Origin of the sequence: Clostridium sp. HBUAS56010, assembly GCF_007115105.1 — a bacterium.
Lineage (GTDB): Bacteria > Bacillota > Clostridia > Lachnospirales > Lachnospiraceae > Lacrimispora.
This window is the reverse complement of record NZ_SULJ01000001.1, coordinates 944,351-965,160: the sequence shown is the minus strand read 5'-3', so window position 1 is coordinate 965,160 and position 20,810 is coordinate 944,351. Positions and strand designations below refer to the sequence as shown.

Sequence of the window (20,810 nt, the reverse complement as noted above, 5' to 3'; positions counted from 1 at the left end):
CTTGAAATAATTGTTCTGTCCTTGCGTAACTATCAACATATCTTATATCAGTTTTTACAGTTTACACAAAACTTGAAACTCTCTCTGACTATAACTTTTTCCTGACAGCGAAAGATGTTTAATCCAATCTTTTTCTGTTTCTACAAGTGTGTAAGCCACTGCACCGTAAATATTTAGAATTTGTGTTTCTGTATAAAAAGCATTTTTTAAGATCAAAGCATTCCCCAATATCCTTGATTTAAGGTTATAATAAACAACTAAGTACTTGCTGCACTTCAAATCTATTGTTCAAATTCACTTAATTATTGTCATTTCCCACCGCTTCATATATAATACATGTATAAAAAATCAACTGACACCACCTGTTTGTTTATTCATTAATAAGAATAAATAGAGATTCTTAAAAAATTATAGAATATTATACATTTTAAATAGAATAAAGAGCGTGTCAAAAAATCAGACAGATGATGCTGTCGGAAATTTTACGGGGTAAACAAGGTGCAAAAATTATGGGGAAAACTTTTAATAAAGAAGAATTATAAGTCAACTTTGAAGATGGTAAGTCTGTTTATGTGTCTGCCAATTATGCTGATCACGTTGATTATTATTTTAATAATCCATTTTCCATTAACGGATTCTTATGTTAAACAGCATGATGGCAAGGTAACCCAGTCGGTTTCTTATGTAAATCGACAAATACTGATTCTGGAACATCTGGTGAGCAATATTGGAATGAAGATTATCAATAGTCATCAAATAGAGAAACTAAACGATATTAGCCAGGTAGATGACATCAGTAAAATATCCAGTGATCTGCTTTTAATTGAAAACAGCAATGCCCTGATAAAAAAGGCGGAAGTTGCAGTTGTTTCAGACACTTTTTTTGTTATTGGCTCAGGTGGAACCCGTGGGTTTAATGATCAGAAGCTGCGTGCCAGATATAAAAACGGCAATAAGGAAAATTTTCGATGGAAATTATCAGACGGAGCCGATGAACTGCTTATGGAATACGATATAAGCTCTGCTACATCTGGAGAAAGAATGGTTCTGACGGTTGCAATCGATGTGGACGAACTGTTTGATTTTCTTACTGCATCTTCTACAAATGATGCATTGACGGCAGTCTCTATAGATGGTGTACTGCTTACCGATGGAGAGGTGGACGCCGGCATTACCCAGATCTTCTTATCTGGTGCGAATTCAGAAGAATGCTTTAAAAAGACGGTATCCGGGGTGAATTACAGCTTTGTTTCAGTTGTTTATAAAAGGATTGATTCTCTATGGACTTTTTATTCGGCAGTTCCTATTAACTCAATTATTATGCCTCTGGAGTGGATTGTTCAGTTTATCTTCGGTTTAAGCCTGTTTATATTCTTTATCAGTGCAGTTTTAAGCCAGTTCCTTGCAAAACAACAGTATCTTCCCTTCAAAAGAGCAATGGCAGATATATTTGTTACCAATGAGTGGGAGAAGGGCAATGAACTGGAATATTTAAAGAATCATTGGTATGAAATTTCCATGCAGTGCAGTGATTTAAGCCAGCAGGTTGATCAGTCCCTTCGGTTCGGAAAGCATTTTGTTATGAATCAGTTGATTGAAGGCTATTATGGATATATGGAAGAAGTGGGACTTCGGGAGCTTTTACATAAAAATGGAATTGATCTGTCAGAAGGCAGATATTGTCTGATCAAGATACAACTGTCAGAAATATTTGATGAAGAGCGGTACCAGCTCAATATTTTGAATTTTCATAGTTTGCTGGAGGAAATTCTCTGTAAAATCGGGGAACAGTTTTTTAAAGAATCTTTCGTTATCGAATACAGGGCAGCCAGTGTTCTGGTTTTTGTCCGGACAGAAAGGGAATTTGATGTAAAAGAAGTGAGTGATTGTTTCTTTACCCAGACGAATCAGACGTTTGGCTGCTATATAACCATGGCATTTTCTTCATTTGAGACCAGAATTTCCTGCATTTCAGATATGTATAGAAAAATCAACGCATCAATCACACTGCGTACTCTCGCCTCAGAAAACCAGACGGTGAAAACCAGTGAGGTCAATAAAGAAAGGGCATTATCCCCTTATCCCATTCATATTGAAAACCGGCTGGTGGCTGGAATTCAGAATATGAATGTAGAGGAATTAAAAACAGGAATTGCGGATTTTATTGATGCAATTACCAGTAAAAGCCAGTCGTTGTTTGTTGTACAGTCTGGGGTAGGACACCTTTATGATGATTTGGAATATCTGTTGACGGAAAATAAGATTCCAAGCTCCCGGTATTTTTCAAAAGAGACCATTGAAGCCCGGCTGCTGCAGCTTTTATCAAAAGAGAAAATCTGCGATTTTCTTTTAAATGGATTCTTAATTCCTGTTGCAATTTTGCTCCAGGAAAGCCAGACGAACAGCATTGTGAATATTGCAAGAGAAGTTACTGATTATATCCAGACCAACTATGCAGATCCGATGCTTTCTTTGGAATTCTGTGCCAGCCGTTATAAAATGGATCCGACTTATTTAAGTAAGGTTTTTAAGAAGGCAACTGGAAAAACGTTTATTGATTATCTTACCGATGTTCGTTTGTACAAAGCAAAAGAACTGCTTCTTAACTCTTATATTATGGTGAATCAGGTTGCAGAACAGGTAGGGTACCAAGGGAACTATTTCAATCGTGTTTTCAAAAAAAGGTTTCATATGAGTCCTGGGCAATATAGAGAGCAGGCAAATGAAACAGAATGATAAAACAGAGAAACAGGTAATAAAGAACAAATATAAATCCAATTTATAATGAAATATATAAATTAACATGGATAGCATTTTTTTGAATCCCCGTTTATACCTCGTATTTTAGGCAGTTTACACAAAAACAGTCATAAAAGTATTATTGCAGGTAATTCTAATATCCGGTAAGGTATGGTTATAAAAAAAGGAGGTATTTGATTTATGGGGAAGAACTCAAAATTCATTGCAGGTTTGCTTGCTGTTACGTTCGGTCTGGCGCTTACTGCCACAGGCTGTGGTTCTAAAAATACGGCAGGGGAAAGCAAATCAGAAGGGGGAGCAACAAAGATATCTATTTTTTCCTGTTATTATCAGACCAATCCCCCGGCGGCAAACAGCCCGCTGATCGCGGAATTGGAAAAGCTTACAAACACGGATTTAAATTTCACCTGGGTACCCAATTCTTCTTATGAAGATAAGATGAATGTAACCTTATCCTCAGGTGATCTTCCTGACATTATGGTTGTTCTGGGAAAGACACCTGGCTTCATCAAATCAGCAAATGCCGGAGCTTTCTGGGATTTAACAGATTATTTAAAAGATTATCCCAATCTTTCCAAGGCGGACCCGGTTATACTCAGCAACTCCAGTGTTAACGGACACGTATACGGTATTTACCGCCGGCGGGATATGATGCGTACCAGCGTGACAATCCGTAAAGACTGGCTGGATAATCTTGGACTGAAGGAGCCCGAAACAGTAGAAGATCTTTATCAGATTGCCAAAGCATTTACAGAAGATGATCCGGACGGAAATGGTAAGGATGACACTTATGGTTTTGTGCTTCCCAAGTGGTCAAATCTAAATAACAGTTCTCCTTATGATATTGCATCTGTCTGGTTTGGTGCACCCAATGCCTATGGGCAGGCAGAAGATGGGACTGTTACTGCAAGCTTTGAGACACCAGAATATTTAGAATCCCTTAAGTGGTTTAAGGATATGGTGGGAAATGGATATGTAAATCCGGATTTTGCCACCTTGGTTTATGAAGATCATCTTGGGTATTTTATTCAGGGAAAAGGCGGTATTATTCTTGATACATATTCCACCCGTTCCAACATTGTGAACAAGGCAGGGGCGCAAGAAGCGGATAGAATTGTCACCTTTACAGGCAATTTAAAGTCTCCAGATGGCAAGCTATACTCTTATCCTACTCCGGGTTACAGCGGTATGCTGGTTATTCCCAAGTCATCGGTTACAACCGAAGAACGGTTAAGAGAGATTTTATCATTTATTGACACCTGTTCATCAAAAGAGGGGCAGATTCTTTTAAATAATGGAACAGAAGATATGTATACACCTGATCCGGATGATGACAGATTTGCGTGGGCTGTTAATCCTGACAGTGATGAATATAAACGCCTGAACAGTGACCGGGCTTCCCTGGCACAGATCGGAACTGGTGTTCAGGCTGATGAATACTACATTCTTGCAACAAAAGAAATTCAGATTCCATATAAGCGCCGCCTCGATATAATGGCAGCAGATCTGGAATATGCAGTAAATAATCCTCTTTCTTCTTATGTATCAGATACCTATACTTCTAAGGGAACCACACTTGATACGATCATTGTTGATGCCCGTATGAAGTTTATCTCAGGACAGATTGACGAGCAAGGCTGGAAGGATGCCATTGAGTTGTGGAAAAAATCAGGCGGAGAACAGGTTTTGAAGGAACTGGCGCAGCTTAGCAGTGAAAAGTGACAGATACAATCACCATCTTTTAAAAAGAAACGAGGGAAACGATGAAGGCGATTCAACAGGTGAAAAGACCAGACAGAGCGAAAAAACAGAGTCTGCTGTCTCATATGAAAAATAATAAGCTTCTATATATTATGCTGATTCCCGGCCTGCTGTATTTTATCATTTTTAAATATGCTCCTATGGGCGGTCTGGTAATAGTGTTTCAGGACTATGTACCGTTTTTGGGTATTACAGGAAGTAAATTTATCGGTTTGGATAACTTCCGCCAGTTTTTTCTGGGAAATGATTTTAAGATGCTTTTGGGAAATACGCTCATGCTGGCTCTATTGAACATGACAATTGTATTTCCGGCACCCATTATACTTGCATTGCTCTTAAATGAGTTGAAGAATGCAAAATTAAAGCGATTCATACAGTCTTCCGTTTATCTTCCCCACTTCCTCTCATGGACTGTGGTTGTGAGTCTGACTACAGTACTTGTCAATGTTCAGACTGGTGCTGTGTCTAATCTTATTGCACAGCTTGCGGGAAGAAAGATTGATCTGCTGACGGATCCAGCTTTTTTCAGACCTTTGATTATAACACAGAGTATCTGGAAGGAGTGCGGCTGGGGAACCATTATATATCTGGCGGCATTGTCTGGGGTAGATGTGGAACAGTATGAGGCGGCAATTATGGATGGAGCGGGAAGATTCCGCAGGGTATGGAATGTAACGCTTCCCGGAATTACCAGCACCATTGTGGTTATGCTGATCTTAAAATGCGGCAGCATACTCAACACCGGTTTTGATCACATCTACCTGATGACCAATTCCCTTAACCGGAGTGTGGCAGATGTATTTGATACCTATGTATATACCATGGGTATCACAAACGCCGCTTATAGTTACAGTGCCACCGTAGGTCTGTTCAAATCCGTTGTAGGGGTAGCCCTGGTATTTCTAACAAATAAGATTGTTAATATGCTTGGCGAACCGGGCCTGTACTAGAAAGAAGGGAGCTTTAAATGAAAACATTACATAATACAAAGGCAGGAAGAGTCTTTGATGTTCTCAATGTAATTGGTCTCACTGTATTTTCCATTATTATGATTTTACCTTTTATCTATGTGATTGCAGGTTCATTTGCTACGGAACTGGAGTTGACTACAAGAGATTTCTTTTTGTGGCCCCGCCAATTTTCTTTGGCTTCTTACCAGTATATATTTTCTACCAATACCTTTGTCAGAAGTCTTTTTATTACAATCTGTGTGACAATAACTGGTACGCTGGTGCAGCTTTTTTTATCCGTTCTTTTCGCATATCCGCTGTCGAGAAAGAACCTGCCTATCCGTAATATTATTATGAATCTGGTAGTATTTGCCATGCTCTTTTCAGGAGGAATGATTCCTACCTACATGGTGGTGAAAAATATGGGATTGCTTGATACTTATGCCGCCCTCATTCTCCCGATTGCAATAAATCCCTTTAATCTGATTATTATTAAGAATTTCTTTCAGGGATTGCCGGTAGAGCTGGAGGAAGCTGCTAAAATTGATGGAGCCAATGAGGTGGATATTCTGGCAAGGGTATTTCTGCCATTGTCAAAGCCCATGATGGCAACCATGGCATTGTTTTATGCTGTTTCTACCTGGAATGATTTCATGAATCCTCTTCTTTATATCAATGATTCTTCCAAGTGGCCCATTCAGCTTCTGCTCCGGCAGATTAATATGTCGGCAAGCTCCAGCGGTGCATTGGCTGACTATGATCCTTCGGTTGTACCGCCGGAACAGGGAATCAAGTTTGCAGTAATTATTGTTGCTACATTGCCCATTCTTCTGTTTTATCCATTTTTACAGAAATATTTTACCAAAGGCGTTATGGTTGGTTCTGTAAAGGGATAGAAAATGGTCTGAATGGATTGGAAAAACGATGAGAGAGGTATGAGCTATGACGTTTCTAAGGGAATACCAAAATCCTTCTGCAAAATACCGGATCAAGCCGTTCTGGTTCTGGAATGGAGAGATTACAAAAGAAGGTGTGGCTTATCAGATAAAAGAGATGGCTGAAAAAGGGTTGGGAGGAGTGTTTATCTGTGCAAGGCAGGGGATGACCATTCCCTACCTGTCCAGAGCATGGTTTGACATGGTATCGTATGCGTGTCAGGAAGCAAAGAAACATGGAATGGAAGCATGGCTTTACGATGAATATCCCTATCCTTCCGGCATGAGCGGCGGTGAAGTTCTTTTAAAATGTCCGGAAGCAGAGCACAAGATTTTAAAACATTATAAATTTGATTTAGAAGGAAATGGAGAAGTCATACAAAGAGAACTGGGCTGGGGAAAGATTCTTTGTGCCTGTGTTTATCCGGTCCTGCCAGACGGAGAGGTGGACTGGCAGGCAGGAAAAGATATTCGGGAAGAGATCGGAATTCTTCAGCCTACGAAACTTTATCAGCAGACTGGATTAACCCGATATAACAATAAGCGCTTTTTTTCTTATGATCCTACCAATGTGCTGGAACTATATTTACCGCAAGGCGATTGGCGGATTGAAATATATACGGAAGAAGTCATGGGAGAATTTAAATATTATAAAGGTTATTTTGATCCCTGCAGCAAAAAAGCAGTGGAAACATTCCTTGAGACAACCCATGAACGGTATGAGCGTTTTTTAGACAGCGATGTATTTTCCTATATTTCCGGTGTGTTTTCCGATGAAGTGGGATTTCTTAGTCCTGTTCCGTGGTCCGGACTGCTGCCAGAGTATTTTGAAAAACGCAATGGCTATGATATATGCCAGAATCTCCCGGCTGTTTATGATGGAAGTTACCCAGGGGCTGGACGGGTGCGCTATGATCTGATGCAGACAATTCACGAGCTGTTTACAGATTCTTACCATAAACAGGTGTCTTCCTGGTGCAGTGAACATGGGATGCTCTATGCCACTGAGGTTCCGTCCCTTCGTATGACCACACAGCGGTTAAGCGATATTATTGGCGGTGATACTGCCCACGAAAAACTGGGAAAACCTCTTGAGTGGATGTACGATGAATATATTAAAAAATACAGGAGCAACGCCAAAGCTGTCAGTTCGCTGACACGCCAGCTTGGAAGAAAGTATGCAATGATCGAAAGCTTTCACAGTGTTGGATGGACCATGACACTGCAGGATGCCAAGTGGATGATTGACCGGCTTGGGGCAAGCGGTATTAATTTTTATAACTTTCATGCGTTTTATTATACCATACAGGATATAACCAAGCATGATGCCCCTCCTTCCCAGTTTCTGCAAAATCCCTATTGGCAGCATTATAAAATACTGGCGGACTATGTGGCAAGAATGAGTGTATTGATTACCAATACCACTGCAGATATCCAGATTGCCGTACTGGACCCTGTGGCAGATCTGTGGACGAAGATGGCAAATCCCATCCGCAGCTTCGACTATGTGGGGGAATCGGAAACGGAACGCCAAAGATGTGAGATGGTCAGGGAAAATTGGGTAAATACATGTAAGTGTCTACTGTTTGGACAGTTGGATTACGACCATCTGGATGCCGAGATTCTAAGAGAAGCACAGGTATCAGAGGGCAGGATTCGTATAGGAGAAGCTTGTTATTCGGTGGTGGTTCTTCCCATGTGTCATTGTCTGGAGCGTGATGCCAGATTAAAGCTTTCTGAGTTTGTAAAGCAGGGCGGCTGTCTGATTTCTGTTGACAGCCAAGGGCAGGAAACATCATTTATCTCCATTGATTCTGAAGAAAGCGATTATGAAGCCTGTGAAGAATGGAATGCCCTGCTTCAAAAGGCGCATAAGGCAAGTCTTACTGCGGTACCGGCGAATGAGAATTGCAGCAGCCTGATATCTGTCTGTAAAAAGCATACAGACACAGCGGCTTCTGTAAACGTAATATCAGACAATTACAAAGATATAATCAGTTGTGTACGGAAAGACACAGCAGGCAGTATTTATGTATTTATTTCCAATCAGGGCAGAGAACGGGCTGAAATTGAAGTGGAGTTTCATGAGGTTCAGTGCACGGCAGAAGACAGAATACACAGGGGCGATGATCAGAAAGGAATTGGCAGCAAGAAATCCGTTAATACAAGGCTTCTGCTGGAACGGGGCGAATCCCGGAAGATTTCAGAAGATCAAAAGGCTGTTCAGATTGCACTTGATGGCTTTGAAAGTATCTGGATTAAACATGAAATGCAGGAAGCCAATTCTACACAACACAGGAGTAACGGCAAAGAGGAAAGCCGTGCAGGAGAAAAAGACAGGCTCAGACTGACCGTTCCTGCAGAAGGCTTATGGAAAATCAAACCCTCCGGAAAAAATATATGTAGATTCGGATATGCGAATATGTCCCTGAACGGAAAAGACTGGAAAAAGGTGGAAGCAAAAACCTTTATTGAGCAGTGTGCAGGAGAAAAACTTCTCACGGGAAAAGAATTTGTATATGACAGTGCTTTTGGCACACCAAGAAAGATACAGCCTGATTATCCCATTGACTGCAGTTATCAGATCGGATTTTATACTTCTGGAACCATAGATTCTGCCGGTTATCATGGAAATGGGAAAGAGGGGGCAGATGAAGTGGGACTCATCAGTCTTTTCATGGACAAAGAAGCCATATCGGGAAAATATACGGTCTATGTAAACGGACATACAGCAGCAGGCAGAGATGAGAGCGGCACACAGTCCGGGTGGCATGGAGTCTGGGTCAATGACTATGGCAATCAGGCAGTGGATATATCTGGTTACCTTTTAAATGGTTATAATGAGATTCGAATTGATGTGACAATATCCCAGGCTGAAGATGGTTTGAGAGATCCCATTTATTTAATCGGAGACTTTGGGGTGAAATTAAAAGAAGAAGCTCAAGAGGACAATGGGGTTGATTATGATACCTGTAAAGAGATTTCCTTCCTTGACATTCTGGACTATGCAAGGCTGGATACTCCATACTGTGAGGGCTATCCCTATTACAGCGGCTGCATGGAATATACCAGGTTGTTTGATCTGGAGGAGTTATGTTTAGATCCTGCCGCTTATGAAGCGTCGGAAGACATTGAGCTCAGTTTTTTTAAGAACCTTCCCCAATATGATTGTGTGGAACTGATAGTCAATGGACATTCTCTTGGCGTGGCAGCATGGGCACCTTATGTGTGGAATGCAAAGAAAGAGATGCTTTTGCCCCATGGGAATGAAGTCCGTGTCAGAATTACCAATACTCTGGCTAACATGCTTGATGGCACCTTTTTTGATTATGACAGCCACCAGCTTGTAAAGATAGAATAATAAAAATATAGTCCGGACATAAACCATTATGAAACGCAATGTTAGTAAAGATGAGGTAAAGTATGAGAGTTGTAGATGTTAAGGATTACGGGGCAGCAGGACATGGAACTTCGTTAGATACCACATTCATTCAATCTGCCATAGATGCTGCATACAACCTGGTGGTGAAGGAAATGGAAGACATCAATGCAGGTACTGGAACAGGCATATGTACGGATGCTGATGACACGGAAAATAAGATTGAGGCGATTGTCCGTAACATTACGTCTGGCATGGTCTGTAGACCAAGAATACAAGTGAAAGTGCCCTGCGGCGTATATCTGGTCGGTTCCCTGTTTTTAAAAAGCTATGTGGAACTTTATCTTGAAAAGGGAGCCGTGCTCCTTGGGACAACGGATGAAGATGCCTATCCCATTAAGAAGACCCGTGTAGCAGGCATTGAGATGGAGTGGCCGTTAGGCGTTGTCAATATAAATGATGCAGTGCATGCTGCTATAACAGGAGCCGGAACCATCAATGGGCAGGGACCATATTGGTGGAACAAGTACTGGGGCGCAGATACAAAAGCAGGTATGCGGGCTGAGTATGAAAGAAAAGGCTTAAGATGGTGTGTGGATTATGATTGCAGACGTGTCAGAAATCTCATTGTGATGAACAGCCGTTGTATAAATCTGTCTGGATTTGAAAGTATCCGCTCTGGTTTTTGGAACATCCACCTTTGTTACAGCGAAAATGTTCATGTAAAAGGGCTGCACATTTATGACAATGCAGGTCCAAGTACAGATGGAATTGACATAGACTCATGCAGAAATGTCTGGGTGGAGCAATGTACCATCGCCTGCAACGATGACAGCATCTGTGTGAAGTCAGGCAGAGATGCTGATGGGCTTAAGGTAAATCGCATCTGCGAGAATGTTTTGATTGAAAACTGTGAAATACAGACTGGGGCAGGAGTTACCATTGGAAGTGAGACCTCTGGCGGTGCCAGAAGCATTGTCATAAGGAATCTGGTTTACAAAAATACAAGATACGGGTTCCGAATGAAGTCTGCTGCAAACAGAGGAGGATTCATTGAGAATGTGTTTGTAGATAATCTTGAAATGGTCAATGTAAGTTATCCCATTCATATGTGTCTGAACTGGAATCCCGCATACAGCTATTGTGAACTCCCAGAAGGATATGAAGGAGAGATTCCTTTTCACTGGAACATACTGACAGAGAAGGTGGACAGGGAAACAGGAATTCCAAGAGTGAAGAACATCACAGTCAAAAATATAAATTCTTATAATGAAGCGGATTATCAGGGCACCTCCAGAGCATTTGAGATGGAAGCCTTTTTAGAAAAACCCATGTCAGACATATTCTTTGAAAACGTAAAGATCAAAGCGGCAGAATTTGGATACATTCAATGCGTGGAAAACCTGCGTTATCAAAACGTGGAGATATCCGTAAAAGATGAACCAGGCAAGGGCAGTTTTTAAAACCAGTAGACCATGTTTCATGGAAAAAGGTTTAATGATTTCAATTACATTGGGAGGAATGAAGAAATGGAAAGAAGTAACATGGATCCGCTTTTTTATGCAAAAGAGGCGTGTGACACTTTAATGCGTATGTATCATGGGGCAGACCTGCCTCCGAAAGGTCATTTTCATTATCATCAAGGCGTGTTTTTGTCTGGAGTTTACCAGACATATCTTCTGACAAAAGAGGAAACGTATTTTGAGTATATGAAGACATGGGTGGATTCTATTATTAGTGAGGATGGAACAATTGGTAAGTACGATTCCGGACAGTTGGATGACATTCAACCTGGAATTCTGCTCTTTCCATTATGGAAGCGGACTCATGACATACGCTATCAAAAAGCATTGGATCGTCTGATGCAAGATATCGAATGTTTTCCCCGCAATGAAGAGGGTGGATTCTGGCATAAAGCACATCTGCCTGGTCAGATGTGGCTGGATGGCCTGTACATGGGCGGTCCGATCTGCTCAGAATATGCAGACTGTTTTGACAAGCCGGAGTATCTGGAATTGGCGGTGCAGCAGATCCTGTTGATGAGAGAGCATACTATAGATTCTAAAACAGGTCTGTGGTATCATGCCTGGGAGGGTTCCGGACAGGTTTCATGGGCAGACCCGGAGACAGGCCTTTCGCCGGAATTCTGGGGACGTTCGATTGGCTGGGTACCTGTGGCAGTATTAGATGTGATGGAGTATATGCCAGAAAGCCATCCGCAGTATAAAAATCTGTGTAAGCTGGTCAAAGAGTTATTAGAAGCCGTGTGCCGGTTTCAGTCTGAGGAAGGACGATGGTACCAGGTTGTGGATAAAGGCGGTCAGGAAGGAAACTGGCTGGAGAATTCCTGCAGCAGTCTTTTTGTAGCGGCGATCTGTAAAGCCATTAAAAAAGGAATCCTGGACCCTGCTTACGCGAAGAATGCCACGAAAGGATATGAAGGAGTAATCAAAGATCTTCACTGGAAAGGAGAGGATCTGCTCATAGGAAATGTCTGTATTGGAACCGGAGTAGGAGATTATAAGCATTATTGTGACCGTCCGGTGTGCACCAATGATTTACATGGTGTTGGAGCATTCCTGCTGATGTGTACACAGATGTATCGTCTGACAACGACTCCGGGTACAGATGATACAAAAATGATTTAGTTTTTTTCTTACTATGCAATATTTGCAATGCCCATAAGTACATTTATTTGGTATCAGTCTAGAGCCAGCATAGGAGTTCGGATTTAATCCGATATATTAAAGATTTGATAACTTCATTGGTATTCATAAATCCCCCTTTCAGGTATAAGCTGTCAGGGGGATCTAGAACTTTGTATCAGGAACCTACATTAATTTTAATAGTCTTTACGATAGGAGAATTATGATAACTGTCATTGACAGAAGCCTGGAATATGTACTCTCCCTGTTTGTCAGGAGTAAAGGTAATTATGTTGTCTGTTATGGAAGCCCCCTGAGGAAGCTCAGAAAATGTATAGGTCAGTGGATCATTTTCGAAATCAGAAGCAGTAAAGTCAATGATGGCTGTCTGACCTACTGCAATTGGTTTCCCTACTTTTTCTCCTTTGAGTTCAATTTGGCTGATGTGTGCGGTGTTCCCAGTTTCTGCGGCTGTCATGGATACACCAACATAAAGAACTTCTTTCATTTCGTGAGTTATTTTTGGCTTCGATGTCTGAAGATAGGTTTTTCCTTCGTCGAGACTGTACCAGTATTCAATGGTATTTCCGGTTCGTTTTATAATAAAATGAATAGGTACAGCCTTATTGTTCATGTCACCAGCCCAATAACTTGTAACATTATTCTCCTGATTATTTTTATGAGATACAAGTAATATGTTGTTATTATTTGAAAAATGGCGTTCCTCTGCAAAGTTGGCCTGCTCCAGTTCCAGGCTGTCAGTAACGAAAATGCCAAAGTAATCGGAATCCGTAGCGGTCCGGTCAAAATAATCCAGTCTTGCGTGAATTTCAAAGTCTCCAGTGACTTCTTTATAAGCAAAGGTTTTTTCAAGATTTCCTTTTCCTGTAATGCCGCGTGATGAAATAGAGTTAATCATACCGGATTCATCGGTTGTAATCTCACCTTTTGCATTGCCAAAGGAAAGAACCTGCCAGTCAGCTTCCACAATGTCACGGGGCTTTGCGGTGAATTTAGGTGCTTCATTTTTTTCATATTGGAAGACTGCAAGATTGTTTCTTTCATTGGAACTTATGGTGATTTTCTGTGTCTTTTCGCTTACTAGCTTATATCCGTCAATGGCCTTGGCAGTAAGTGTCACAGAACTGCCAGAAGGGGCGTAAACAGGAGAGGAGTCAATAATTCTGTTTCCTTCCACATAGATCGCTCCCCCATGATTGGCTGGAAGAGATTCTAAGATTTCCAGAGCCACTGCCTGAGAAGGCAAAACATCCACGGTGATGCCAGAACTATTTTCGTAAATCTTACCAGATATCAGGTCCCTGGCTCTGGTAACGCCGGTAGTTTCCGTAAGTGTATAGGTCTGACCAGTTTGCCCCACTTTTTTATCGGTCTTTGACTGATTAATGGCAAAAATATATTTCCCATACCTGGTTTCGCTCATGCCGTCAAACCGGGTATGTTTGGTGGGGTTCTTCTTTTGCGTAAGATATCTGTTGTCGTTCCACACAAACAAACCACCTTGATGGGTTCCCTTTACATCGGCCAGCCGGTCAATGTCATCCTGAATAAAATGGATTCTTGTATTATCATTATAAGTCCAGTCTTCCCTTCGGTAATTAAACGTTACATATCCTTTGTCTTCTTTATTCTTGAATACAATAACCTGCCCGTCAGTATCGTAGAATACAAAATCCTCATGGCCCTGTTCCATGGGAAGAAGGGTTTGTGCTTCTTCTTTTTCCATAACATTTTTCACAGCCTGATAATATTTTAAAATATCCTGGGTTTCCGTCATCCTTGTGTAAACATGTGGAGATTTATTTTCTATGTCTTCTCTTAGAGTATCCGTATAGGCACGGTTGTCTGAAATATATTTTGAAAGGAAACGAAAAGCACCGCTGGAGCCCAGTTCAAGCGCTGTATATCCTGCAATGGGATAAACAATTTTCTGACCGTATCCGTTGTTGCGGCTGGAGGCAAATAGTTCACTCATAAGAACCTGATTTCCATTTTCATCTACTCCTGGATAGTAAAAGTATTTTGCACTCTCAAAGGTATTGTAAGCAGTATTGTTAAAAATCTGTTGGGTTTCCTTGTCAAAATATCTGGCATTTTCCGCATATTTATTTGCAATTCCAATAAGAAGGGTGCCATAATCTCCAGCCCATCCGCCATGGCTTGCGCCACCCTCCAGTCCAAGAGAATTTTTCGTTGAAAACCATTTTTGACCGTCTGCCATTTCTCCATATTTGTAAAGGATCATATTAACATACTGTTTACTATCTTTCGCATGGTATTCAGTATTGCTCTGGTTTTTACTATCCTTTTCAAGAAGCTCTATAATTTTATTGGCACTGTGTGCAAATCCAAAGTCCTGATTGGCGGTACCGGCACGGCTCTGGGGAGAATAGAAATCTCCTTTGGTGCCTTGTTTTGGATTGGCCAGACGTTCCCGAAGCCTTCCAAACATATCAATATAGGTATCTCTTCTGGTTCGGTCTTTATCACCTGTTATGGAACCGTCTATCTTTTCATCCAGAAGAGCCTGGTATTTCTGGATCATATCTGTGTTGCCGCTGTTCATAATGTAGTCGTTTAACTGGATAAAGGACTGCATCATAGCGTCGACACCCAGAGATAGAAGGGGCCAGTTCTCGCCTTTTCCTCTGGAACCGTTTCCTTCCAATGATACTCCAATCCATTTTCCTTTGTTTTCCCCAGTGGTGTAATAGCACCAGCCGCCATCTTGATCCTGTGCCCTTTGGTAAAAGTCCAATAAAGCGATATAGCGGTAAAGAATTTCATCGTTCTGATAGTATTTCCCTGAAAAATCAAACATATATGTATTTGCCAGCATCAGTAAATTGGACATGGTAGACCAGTTTTGGTGATTGATTGCCTCTAAGGTGTAGCGGCGTGCCACTTCATCGCTGCTTCCGGTTAATTTGGCTTCTGTTATGGGAACATTACGGATAATAGCTCCGTCCATAAATAGATTTTCCCTGGTTTTCTTTTGTTCCCATTCCTCTCCATACAGCTGCCAGGATAAAATCAGTTCTGTCATATCTTTCATTTCACCCTGTAGATATTCATAGGGAGAAATATCCCTTTGAGCCACAGGGCTGCCAGTGGGAGTCGTTCCTCGGAATTCATCCTCTGGAGAGTAATAAGGTTCTGTGTGCGAGGCAATAGAATAGATGTAACGACTGTTTTGAGTAACAGGTTTGTAGGTAGAGGTACCGTAAGCATCCATTCGTCCGGTCTGCATAATAGAGAGGGTCAGCTTGCCATCTGCATCCACCATTCCCTGAGGGATTTTATAGGTGGAATAATAATAGCGCCCTTCAAATACCGGTCCTTGATTATAGTAGCCATTATCTAGCTCACTGTATTCCCGTCCTGCTCTTGGATTGAGAATGGTAGTATTTCCGGAAGGACCATAGAGCATTAGGTTCCCTCTGTCATACTGAGAACCGGAAAAGCGGATAGTAACGTAATTTTGTGCAGCGGGATTAGCATTTAAGGTAAATTCAAGCTTTGCAGGGGTGTCTTTAGATGTGGGGATTAAAAGCTGTCGGTAGGTTAGACCATGTCCCAGTCCGCCCCCCTCATACAGTCCATTTGCAGCTGTAATCTGTTTGGAAAGGGTGGTGTCTTTTCCGGCTACGGAACCGATTTGGTTAAATTGATGAGTTTGCTCCGAAAAACGGTCTCCGAATAGAAGTAAATCGTTAATAGAAGTGAGTTTTTCTGCCTGATTCTCAATTAATACTTTACTTTGAGCAGACATGGTTCTGGTTTGGCCTGAATAAGGCAGGTATGTAAAACCAGTCATTGTTGTGCAAACCATTACAGCAGAGAAAAAAATAGCCATGGCTTTAAAAAAAAATCTGTGCTTTTGCATGTTTTTTCATTACCTCCTAAACTTTTTTATTATATATGACATGATTTTATTAAACCAAAAGATGATTCTTCATACAATTATAAAAAGTTAAGAAAAGGAGATTTATAAAGATTTAAACAAAGGACATAGATTCCTTTTTAACGATCTGAAAAAAAGTGTTAAAAAACAGATGTTTATTTAATTTTCAAACTGATATAAATCCTAATGAAGTGACTGGATTGTTAGGATTTCGGGCTTTTTGAAGAACGATGAAAATATTATAATCAAGTTATTAACGGGGAACCGAAAGAACGAGAGAAAGAGAGGATCAGCTTTTGAAAGAAAAGGAGTTTAAAAAGAAACGTTTCAAAAATTTAAGATATGATATGAAGCATAACAAACCGCTGCTTATACTTTGTATTCCCGGAATTATATGGTTTTTGCTTTTTTGCTATATTCCCATGATTGGGTTGATTATTGCATTTCAGAAATATAATCCAGCAGCCGGTATTTTTGGAAGCAAATTTGTGGGATTGGAGAATTTTCGCTTTTTTGTAGGGTCCAGTGATTTTTTTCGTATTACATTTAATACTTTGACGTTAAATTTTTTATTTATTCTTTCCACCATGGTTATGTCTATTGTCATAGCTATAGTGCTTTCCGAATTAACAAACAAAATTTTCGTAAAGATTACCCAGTCCGTCGTGATTCTGCCTCATTTTATTTCCTGGACGGTGGTGGCACTTTTGACACAGGCATTTTTAAACACAGATCGAGGTATGGTAAATCAGTTTTTGGTGTCCATTGGACTTGAACACCTTAATTTTAACAGTGATGCAGCTTATTGGCCTGCTATTCTTACTATTTTAAAGATCTGGCAGGGAGCTGGATATGGTTCGATTGTTTATCTGGCGGCTATTACCGGTATGGACAGGGAAATCTATGAAGCTGCCAGAGTAGATGGTGCCAACAGGCTTCAATGCATTCGCTATTTAACTCTTCCCCTTTTAAAAAGTACCGCTATTTTACTTTTTATTATGAGCGTGGGAAAAATATTTTATGGTGATTTTGGTATGATTTATGCCATTGTGGGAACCAACACTCTTTTGTATCCTACCACAGATGTGATTGATACATATATATACCGGATGCTGATGGAATCGCAAAATATAGGCATGTCTTCTGCGGTTGGTCTCTATCAGTCGCTGATGGGATTTGCAATGGTTCTTATAAGCAATAAGATTGCCAAAAAGGCTAGTCCTGAATCTGCTATTTTTTAAAGAAAGGAAAAATGATGAAAATTAAAAAGTCAAATGTGGATATTATCACAGAAGTATGCTTTTATGGATTTATAACAATTTTTGCTTTAATATGCTTGTTTCCATTTGTATTAGTTGTAACCTCCTCTTTCGCAAATGAGGTGAATCTGGCGAAAGAAGGATACAAACTGATTCCTTCAAAATGGTCTTTGGACGCTTATCGGTTGCTGTTAGAGACAAAAAGTGTATTTAACGCTTATAAGGTTACAGTTTTTGTTACAGTAGTGGGAACAGCGTTGAGTATGATTGTGACTAGCGCAATGGCTTATGCCATATCCATCAAGAGTTTCCGAATACGCAATGGTCTTGCATTTTTTGTGTATTTTACTATGCTCTTTTCCGGTGGTTTAGTATCCAGCTATCTTATGATTACACAGGTACTAAACCTGAAGGATTCTATTTGGGTATTAATTATTCCATCTCTGGTTCAGCCTTACAATATGCTGCTTATGCGTAACTTTTTTTCCGGAATACCGGATTCACTGTCAGAATCAGCAAAAATTGATGGTGCCAACGATATTCGGATACTGATCAGTATTATTTTACCGGTTTCTTTGCCAGGAATTGCTACCATTGGTCTGTTCTATGCTTTGTCCTATTGGAATGAATGGTATAAAGTTCTTCTGTATATTAATTCCGAAAAGTTGTATACGCTGCAGTATCTGATCATGAAGATTTTAAGGGAGATTAATTTTGCAGCTTCTGAGGCGGCACAGAATGATATGAGTTCCAGTTTTGCTTTACTACCTTCCTATAGTTATCGAATGGCAACCATTGTGGTTACAATTGGTCCCATTATCTTATTGTATCCAGCACTTCAAAAGTATTTTGTAAAGGGATTGACTGTTGGTGCTGTAAAAGGTTAGAGTATTAGGAAATGGATAAGAAAATGGTGGAAAAGGTAACTTGAAATGGGATAGAAGAAGGCAGTCCAAAGTCATTTATATGATTCTGGACTGCCTTCTTTTTAGTTGAATATATATTCTTTTTTAGAGTGGAGTTTCCGATACTGGCTGGGTGTATAACCTGTATGCTTTTTAAAAAAAGTAAAAAAATAATTTCTGGTGGAAAACCCCAGTTTGTCGCTGATATCCTGAATAGTCATATCTGTTTCAGAAAGGAGTTTGAAAATCAGTTCAAGCTTCTGCTCAATAATATAATTGGATAATGAATTCCCAGTGTTTTCCTTAAAAATATTTCTAAGATAGTTTACGGACAAGTGTACCTCCTGAGCCAGTATCTCCACGGACAGATTTGGATTATAAATATTTTTTTGTACTAGTACCTTTACTTGTTCAACAACGGAGTTCCGTTCCGGATTATTGTTCCGGATTTCTGCCAAAGAAGCAATCATATCCTCTGCTCTGGCAAGAAAAAGTTCCTGAATTTCCTGTAAAGTGCTGTCTTCAAAAAAATGGAAGGTAAGTAAATTATTTTCGCTGGTTCCCAAATTGTATTGTATCTCCAACTGTTTAAATGTGTTATTTAACTGAAGGCAGGAAATAACAATACCTTCATAGGAGAAGGTGCGAATGGTTTGTATGAATTCTATGATTGCTTCGGCAGTATTGGACAGACTCAAGGTGCGTATGCTGGAGCGAATAGCCTTATCAATGGCAAAAGGATAAGTCTGTTCCTCGTCAGGAATAAAGTGAAGGGAAGAAAAATGGTTAATCTTTCCTGGACCTGCAATCAGCTTGTGGTTGATAGCTGTGACCGCCTGCTTGTAGGAGATGGTTACCTGCTCCAATTCAGAAGTGGAACTTCCAATTCCACAGGAAAAAGTCACGTGAAAATATTGTGATATTTTAAGCTGAGTCTGATGCAGCAGCTCTGTAAATTCTTCTTTTTTCTCCGGTTCGTGGTTGACAATGCAGACCAGTGTGATGGAATTTAGATAGACGCATTCCAACTGGAAGTCTTTCTGGCAAAGTTCATTTAGGATATTTTCTATAGAATAAAGAATTAAACTGTAATCTTCTTCATGAACATTCGGAAATGCCGTATCCAGACGAAGAAGAGTAACCAGATAGTCCGGCCCCTTTAAATTCAGTTCCAGTTCCTCTACGTTGTTTAAAAGAGGTGGAATGGAGGCAAAGCTGGAATTGAGCAGTTGTTTGACTATTTTTGCTTTTCCCTCACTCTGATAAGCATGCGCCTTTTTTAAAAGAGTGCTGTTTTGTTCCTGAATAGAATGGTAACGTTTGGCGATTTCCTCCAGTTCATCCCCATGTAGCAGTCTGGTGCGTGGATAGGAAACGGTTTTATGAAGTGAAAGAATGGGCCGATACAAGAGAATGCTTAATAGCAGGCAGGCAGCGATTCCCAGCAATAAAAAAACAAGTGTATAGCCCAAAGCCTTTTGCAGCAGGGAATTGGTGGTGTCAAGAAGGAGGTCTGGAGTGATTTTAATAAATGTCAGTCCATTGCTATCTGTCTGATAAGAGATAAACTGCCTCTGATTGTCCACAACCATGTTAAATGTGCCGGAAGAAACGTTTTTTCTTATAATTTCTTTCCATATATCAGACGATTTTAGATCTGTTCCATATAGAGATTTTTCATAGTGGCTAAGTACCATTCCGTATCCGTTAACGAGGATGCTTTTTGATGATGTGTCTTTGCCATCCCCATTCATCATGGAAACCAGTTTTTCCTGATTGAAATTTACAACAAATGCGGACTTTGGAGAAGAGATAAATACAAGAGAAATAACCTTTTGCTGTACCTCGTTCCTTTCTACTTCTCTTGGAAGAAACAGCAAAGAGGTGGAGATGTTTGTTACCTCATCAAGTTGTCTAAGAATACCTTTGTCGTAGAAGTCAGATAAAGACTGGTATGGTTCAAGGCTAGTAACCACATAGCCGGCTCGTTTATTGATGATATAGTAAGAATCCACCAGCTGACTGTAGGAAGTCAGCTTTGCCATAAGTCTGCTGGCTTTTATAGAGGAAATATCGGTAAACTGTTCTTCTGTTAATAAATAAGCAAGATCCGTATCATTTTGATAGAATATATGGGTGTAATTTAAAAAATCCTTCAGATATGAATCAGAAATCTGTTTTGATTGCTTTAAGGATTCCTCGTTTATCCGAATGACCTCTTTTTTATAATTCTTGTTAATAGTAAAGATAGTTGTACAGGAAAAAAGGAAAAACAGAAAACATAGCGTTGT

General features: G+C 40.3%; 11 protein-coding genes. 9 read left to right on the top strand and 2 right to left on the bottom strand.

What is annotated here, in order from left to right:
* Nucleotides 1–498: 498 nt before the first annotated feature.
* The 7 genes from FAY33_RS04595 (at nt 499) to FAY33_RS04565 (ending at nt 12,433) form a co-directional block, all read left to right on the top strand.
* Nucleotides 499–2,736, top strand: coding sequence for an AraC family transcriptional regulator (locus FAY33_RS04595; protein WP_143319556.1), 2,238 nt, complete (start codon nt 499–501; stop codon nt 2,734–2,736).
* Between the two features lie 204 nt (nt 2,737–2,940).
* Nucleotides 2,941–4,482 (top strand): extracellular solute-binding protein, encoded by a 1,542-nt coding sequence (locus FAY33_RS04590; RefSeq protein WP_143319555.1) that lies wholly within the window; start codon nt 2,941–2,943, stop codon nt 4,480–4,482.
* 41 nt (nt 4,483–4,523) lie between these two features.
* Complete coding sequence (locus FAY33_RS04585; protein ID WP_143319554.1) at nt 4,524–5,471, top strand: ABC transporter permease subunit; 948 nt, start codon at nt 4,524–4,526, stop codon at nt 5,469–5,471.
* Nucleotides 5,472–5,488: 17 nt separating this feature from the next.
* Nucleotides 5,489–6,367, top strand: coding sequence for a carbohydrate ABC transporter permease (locus FAY33_RS04580; RefSeq protein WP_143319553.1), 879 nt, complete (start codon nt 5,489–5,491; stop codon nt 6,365–6,367).
* A 46-nt stretch (nt 6,368–6,413) separates the two neighbouring features.
* The gene (locus FAY33_RS04575; RefSeq protein ID WP_143319552.1) at nt 6,414–9,767 is read left to right on the top strand and encodes a glycosyl hydrolase; all 3,354 of its coding nucleotides are present in this window, start codon (nt 6,414–6,416) and stop codon (nt 9,765–9,767) included.
* Nucleotides 9,768–9,829: 62 nt separating this feature from the next.
* On the top strand, nt 9,830–11,248 hold the full coding sequence (locus FAY33_RS04570; protein ID WP_143319551.1) for a glycosyl hydrolase family 28 protein: 1,419 nt from the start codon (nt 9,830–9,832) through the stop codon (nt 11,246–11,248).
* Between the two features lie 66 nt (nt 11,249–11,314).
* On the top strand, nt 11,315–12,433 hold the full coding sequence (locus FAY33_RS04565; protein ID WP_143319550.1) for a glycoside hydrolase family 88 protein: 1,119 nt from the start codon (nt 11,315–11,317) through the stop codon (nt 12,431–12,433).
* 175 nt (nt 12,434–12,608) lie between these two features.
* On the opposite strand, the gene FAY33_RS04560 is transcribed toward FAY33_RS04565, so the two are convergent.
* Nucleotides 12,609–16,337: a hypothetical protein gene (locus tag FAY33_RS04560; protein ID WP_143319549.1), complete on the bottom strand. Its 3,729-nt coding sequence runs from the start codon at nt 16,335–16,337 to the stop codon at nt 12,609–12,611.
* A 314-nt stretch (nt 16,338–16,651) separates the two neighbouring features.
* Between FAY33_RS04560 and FAY33_RS04555 the strand changes: the two genes are divergently transcribed.
* Nucleotides 16,652–17,596, top strand: a complete 945-nt coding sequence (locus FAY33_RS04555; RefSeq protein WP_243126558.1) for an ABC transporter permease subunit — start codon at nt 16,652–16,654, stop codon at nt 17,594–17,596.
* An 11-nt stretch (nt 17,597–17,607) separates the two neighbouring features.
* The gene (locus FAY33_RS04550; RefSeq protein WP_243126556.1) at nt 17,608–18,501 is read left to right on the top strand and encodes a carbohydrate ABC transporter permease; all 894 of its coding nucleotides are present in this window, start codon (nt 17,608–17,610) and stop codon (nt 18,499–18,501) included.
* Nucleotides 18,502–18,602: 101 nt separating this feature from the next.
* On the opposite strand, the gene FAY33_RS04545 is transcribed toward FAY33_RS04550, so the two are convergent.
* A partial coding sequence (locus FAY33_RS04545; RefSeq protein WP_185967479.1) for a helix-turn-helix domain-containing protein occupies nt 18,603–20,810 on the bottom strand: 2,208 nt, incomplete at its 5' end.

What these genes read in the sequence shown, in the direction of transcription:
- FAY33_RS04550 (WP_243126556.1), top strand. Translation starts at nt 17,608, where the DNA reads ATGATGAAAATTAAAAAGTCAAATGTGGATATTATCACAGAAGTATGC.
- FAY33_RS04560 (WP_143319549.1), bottom strand. Translation starts at nt 16,337, where the DNA reads ATGCAAAAGCACAGATTTTTTTTTAAAGCCATGGCTATTTTTTTCTCT.
- FAY33_RS04565 (WP_143319550.1), top strand. Translation starts at nt 11,315, where the DNA reads ATGGAAAGAAGTAACATGGATCCGCTTTTTTATGCAAAAGAGGCGTGT.
- FAY33_RS04575 (WP_143319552.1), top strand. Translation starts at nt 6,414, where the DNA reads ATGACGTTTCTAAGGGAATACCAAAATCCTTCTGCAAAATACCGGATC.
- FAY33_RS04580 (WP_143319553.1), top strand. Translation starts at nt 5,489, where the DNA reads ATGAAAACATTACATAATACAAAGGCAGGAAGAGTCTTTGATGTTCTC.
- FAY33_RS04590 (WP_143319555.1), top strand. Translation starts at nt 2,941, where the DNA reads ATGGGGAAGAACTCAAAATTCATTGCAGGTTTGCTTGCTGTTACGTTC.
- FAY33_RS04570 (WP_143319551.1), top strand. Translation starts at nt 9,830, where the DNA reads ATGAGAGTTGTAGATGTTAAGGATTACGGGGCAGCAGGACATGGAACT.
- FAY33_RS04585 (WP_143319554.1), top strand. Translation starts at nt 4,524, where the DNA reads ATGAAGGCGATTCAACAGGTGAAAAGACCAGACAGAGCGAAAAAACAG.